A 3,186-nucleotide genomic window follows, 5' to 3' on the forward strand; every position below is an offset into this window, starting at 1 on the left:
TTGGTGTGGGTTATTACTAATGTTAATGGTGAGTCATACAATTGGTGGATCATTAATAACGGGAACTCTTTTACTTCCTATTATTACACTGGCAATTCCTAGAATTTCTATGTTAATTATTTATATTAAAAATATGGTTGAAGAAGAGATGAAAATGGATTATGTGAAAGCTTCAATTATACGTGGAAAAAGTAAAGTTTCAATTGTTGTTGGAGATGTTTTAAGAAATATAGCTTTACCTCTTGTTACAATAATATCTGGATTTTTTATAAAAGTATTGGTAGGTAGCGTTGTTATAGAAAGTTTATTTAATATTTCTGGTCTTGGAAATCTATTAATTTTAGCAGTTGAAAATAGAGATTATCCAATCGTTCAAGGGTTAATTCTTTATAGTAGTATAATCGTTGTTTTTATAAACTTTACAACAGACTTAATATATACGTATATAGACCCTAGAGTAAAAATAAAGTAGTGAGGATTAAAAATGAAAGACAAAGATATGAAATTAGTTATAGGCGGTGGAGTAATTGTTTTATTTCTTTTTTTATCTCTAGTAGCTGTGTTTTATACACCATATAATATTACTGAGATGAACATGAAATTAAAATTAGCTTCTCCATCTTTAAAACATATTTTCGGAACAGATAAGTTCGGAAGAGATATTTTTAGTAGAATTTTAGTAGGTGGGCAAGTTTCATTTTTTATAGGAATATCATCTATTGTTATTGGTTCTTTTTTAGGTAGTTTACTTGGTATGTTTTCAGGTTATGTTGGTGGATATATAGATGAAGTTATTATGAGAATTTCAGATGCTCTAATGGCTTTTCCAGGTATATTATTTGCATTAATGATAATATCTGTACTTGGACCAGGTATTACAAATTTAATAATAGTCATTGGAGTTATGAATATTCCTTATTTTATTAGATTAACAAGAAGTGAAACTTTAAAAGAAAAAGAAAAGAATTATATACTTTCGGCTAGAATAAGAGGAGTTAAAAGAAGAGAGATAATTTGGAACTATATATTTCCAAATATAAGAGGTAGAATTATAATTGCTATTTCCCTCTCCTTTGGTGTGGCTATTTTAACAGAAGCATCTTTAAGTTATTTAGGACTAGGTGTTCAAGCTCCTTATCCAAGTTGGGGATCAATGTTAAAAGAGTCTCAAATATATTTTCTAAGAGCTCCTTGGTATGTTATTTTTCCAGGACTGTTTATAACATTAACTGTATTTTCTAGTAAGTTATTAGGAGAATACTTTAGAGAAAAGTATAATTCATAAAAAGAGGTAAAAAATGAAGTTGTTAGAAGTGAAGTCTTTAAATATATATTGTAATGATAAAAATAATATAAAACATTTAGTTAAAGGTTTAAGTTTTCATGTTAATAGAGGAGAGATATTTGGAATTGTAGGAGAGTCTGGATGTGGAAAAAGTTTAACATCTAAAAGTATATTGAGAGTTTTAGAAAAACACTTTTTAATTACAGGGGAAGTTGAATTTGAACATGAAAATATACTTGAATTTTCTGAAAAGAAAATATCCTCATTAAGAGGAAATAAAATAAGTATGATACTACAAGATTCATCAGGTTCTCTAAACCCTTTAAAAAAGATAGGTAAGCAAATAGAAGAGTGTTTACTTATTCATAGAAAAAATTTAAGTAAATGTGAAAGAATGAAAGTTATAAATGATATTTTAGAAGAGTGCGAGTTAGCTCATTTGGAAAATATACTAAATAGATATCCGCATGAGCTCTCAGGAGGTCAAAGACAGAGAGTTGTTATAGCAATGGCTGTTATATGTGAGCCATCTCTTGTTATATGCGATGAGTGTACTACAGCCCTCGATTTAAGAATTCAATTAAAAGTAGTTAGACTTTTAAAAAAGATGAATAAAGATAAAAATATGACGATAATATTTGTTTCTCATGATATGGCTCTAATTGATTCATTATGTGACAGAGTTATGGTTATGTATGGTGGTGAGAAAGTAGAGATTGTTGAAAATGGTCTTGTTAATGCTAAAGATAAATATACACAAACACTTTATAATATGATTTTTAGTATGGAAGATAAAAACAAATCACTTCCTACATTGGAAAAAAGAGGTGTCCATAATGCTACTAGAGGTTAAGAATTTAAATAAAACATTTAAAGATGGTAAAAAAGTTATAAAAAATGTTTCTTTCTACATAGAGGAGGGAGAGATTTTTGGTTTAATTGGAGAATCTGGGTGTGGAAAATCAACTTTATCTAAAATTTTAACTGGACTTGATAAAAAGGATAGTGGAGAGATTAATTTTGATAATAGAAAACTAAAAAGTTTGAAATATGGTGTTCCAGGAGATATACAAATGGTATTTCAGGATCCAAATTCTTGTTTAAATCCAAAAAGAAAAATTTTATGGATTTTAGAGGAACCTTTTAGGGTTTTAAAAAAATATGATAGTATAAAAAACAAAGAAGATATTTTAAAAATGTTAGAGATATGTAGTTTACCTCTAGATATTCTAGATAAATATTCATATGAACTTTCTGGTGGACAAAAACAAAGAATTGCGATTATTTTATCTCTTTTAACAAAGAGTAAACTTTTAATTGCAGATGAATCTGTTTCTGCACTAGATTTATCTGTACAAGCAAATATATTAAATCTATTTAAAAAACTTCAAAAAGATTTAAAACTGTCATATTTATTTATATCTCATGACTTAAGAGTAGTTTATTATATGTGTGATAGAATAGCTGTTATGAAAAATGGAGAGATAATAGAGATGGGGAAAGCAGAAGAGATATTCTTCAACCCCAAAGAGAAATATACTAAAGAGTTATTAAAAGCTCTTCCTGATTCAAAGGATTTTAAAAAAATATTAAATGAATAAAAAAGCTGAAAAACTCAGCTTTTTTATTTTATAAAGAATAGAGTAGATTCATTTGAATAAGTGTTAGAATACTTATAACCACTTTCTTTAAAGTCTTTTATTTGATCTAAATTACAAATATTATTTTTTATTAAATAATTTAAAAGTAAACCTCTAGCCTTTTTGGCTTCTGTACTTATATTTTTTAAAGTATCATTTGAATTTTGTCTGAATTCAATATTAATAACCTTAATATTTTTATCAATTATTTTAGAGAACTCTTTAGAGGCTAAATTAAGATAAAAATCATTTGAATTTTCT

5 protein-coding genes are annotated in these 3,186 nt (G+C 26.7%); 4 read left to right on the forward strand and 1 reads right to left on the reverse strand.

The genetic code is table 11. From position 1 onward, the window contains the following. From Q0V09_RS09655 to Q0V09_RS09670, 4 genes are all read left to right on the forward strand, one after another. Positions 1-472: ABC transporter permease (locus Q0V09_RS09655; RefSeq protein ID WP_297488982.1), on the forward strand; the 472-nt coding region annotated here is incomplete at its 5' end. Positions 473-484: 12 nt separating this feature from the next. After that, positions 485-1,285 (forward strand): ABC transporter permease, encoded by an 801-nt coding sequence (locus tag Q0V09_RS09660; RefSeq protein WP_297407836.1) that lies wholly within the window; start codon positions 485-487, stop codon positions 1,283-1,285. A gap of 13 nt (positions 1,286-1,298) precedes the next feature. Then, entirely contained in the window at positions 1,299-2,138 is an 840-nt protein-coding gene (locus Q0V09_RS09665; protein WP_297488985.1) for an ABC transporter ATP-binding protein, read from the forward strand. Beyond that, positions 2,122-2,886 (forward strand): ABC transporter ATP-binding protein, encoded by a 765-nt coding sequence (locus Q0V09_RS09670; RefSeq protein ID WP_297488988.1) that lies wholly within the window; start codon positions 2,122-2,124, stop codon positions 2,884-2,886. The genes Q0V09_RS09665 and Q0V09_RS09670 overlap by 17 nt, the downstream gene beginning before the upstream one ends. A gap of 23 nt (positions 2,887-2,909) precedes the next feature. Here the strand turns inward: Q0V09_RS09670 and yaaA are convergent. Continuing rightward, positions 2,910-3,186: peroxide stress protein YaaA (gene yaaA / locus Q0V09_RS09675; RefSeq protein ID WP_297488991.1), on the reverse strand; the 277-nt coding region annotated here is incomplete at its 5' end.

It is taken from the genome of uncultured Cetobacterium sp., from assembly GCF_947039425.1.
GTDB lineage: Bacteria > Fusobacteriota > Fusobacteriia > Fusobacteriales > Fusobacteriaceae > Cetobacterium_A.